This window comes from Arenibacter sp. S6351L (genome assembly GCF_023016025.1).
GTDB lineage: Bacteria > Bacteroidota > Bacteroidia > Flavobacteriales > Flavobacteriaceae > Arenibacter > Arenibacter algicola_B.
Genome location: NZ_JALKBB010000080.1, coordinates 1 through 1,243 on the forward strand (window position 1 = coordinate 1; position 1,243 = coordinate 1,243).

General features: G+C 43.5%; 1 protein-coding gene. It reads right to left on the minus strand.

Going from position 1 to position 1,243, the window contains the following annotated elements:
* The coding region (locus MWU82_RS23945; RefSeq protein WP_247098267.1) for an IS256 family transposase at positions 1 to 1,189 on the minus strand (1,189 nt) is incomplete at its 3' end.
* Positions 1,190 to 1,243: the final 54 nt, after the last annotated feature.

The following is a 1,243-nucleotide window of genomic DNA, read 5'->3' on the forward strand; positions in this document are numbered from 1 at the left end:
GATAGGTCAAGGCCAGAATAGAAATAACTTTGGTCCAACTTCTTGGTCTACTCCATTTCTTTGCCAGTCTGCTACTGACCAAATATAATAATTTATATAGAGCTCTTTCCGAGGGAAATGATCCTTTGGATTTTGTGAACTTTCTGATCTGTCGGTTGAAGCCTTCAATGGAGTTGGTGGTATACATAATATATCTAATGTCCGGATGGTAGTTATAGAATGTTGATAGACCTTCCCAGTTTGTTTTCCATGATCTCACCATCGCCGGGTGCTTCTTGCCCCATTTGTTTTCAAAGGATTCCAGGCCGATCTCCGCTTGTTCGATGGTATTGGCCCTATAAATCTCTTTCATGTCCCTAAGGACTTCCCTGGAATCATTGAAAGGTACATACCTTAGGGCGTTCCTTATTTGATGTACAATGCAGAGCTGGACATCCGTTCGGGGAAAAACGGCTTTTATGGCATCCTTAAAACCCTTTAGATTATCTATACATGCGATGATGATATCCTTCACTCCCCGAAGCTGTAGATCCGTCAATACGCTTAGCCAAAACTTTGAACTTTCCGCTTCTGCCAGGTAGATGCCCAGTAGGTCTTTTTCACCTTCGGTATTCATCCCCAGCACCAAATAAGCGGCCATACTCTTTATCTGGCCATCTTGTTTGACCTTATAGAACATCGCATCGAGCCAGACGAACGGATAGACCCCATCCAAAGCGCGACTTCGCCATTCTTCTATTTCGGGCCAGATCCTATCCGTAATGGCGGTGATCTGGGCGGCCGAAATATCCATTCCGTACATTTCGCTTATGTGGGAGCAGATATCCCGATAGCTCATCCCTATGGAATACAGGCTCAGAATCTTTTGTTCAAGTCCCGGTCCCAATGAACGTTGTCTTTTAGGAAGTATATCCGGATCAAAGGTCCCGTCCCTATCTCTCGGGGTCTCTATGGGGACATCCCCAAAACTCGTTTTCACTTGTTTTTTCCCCTTGCCATTGCGACGATTGGGTCGACTGGTAGTGAGATGTGCATCCATCTCCCCTTCCATACTTGCTTCCAATAATCGCTTCACCAATGGTGTAAAGGCTCCGTCCGTACCCTCTAATTTCTTTGTCCGCTTGAGTGTATTCAAAGCTTCTTCAAATAATTGCTCAAGATCTTCTTTTGTCTTTTTTGAATTTTCCATTGTAGTCATAATTTATAAAATTTTGAATTATGACACACTTAAATAAACAGTCTC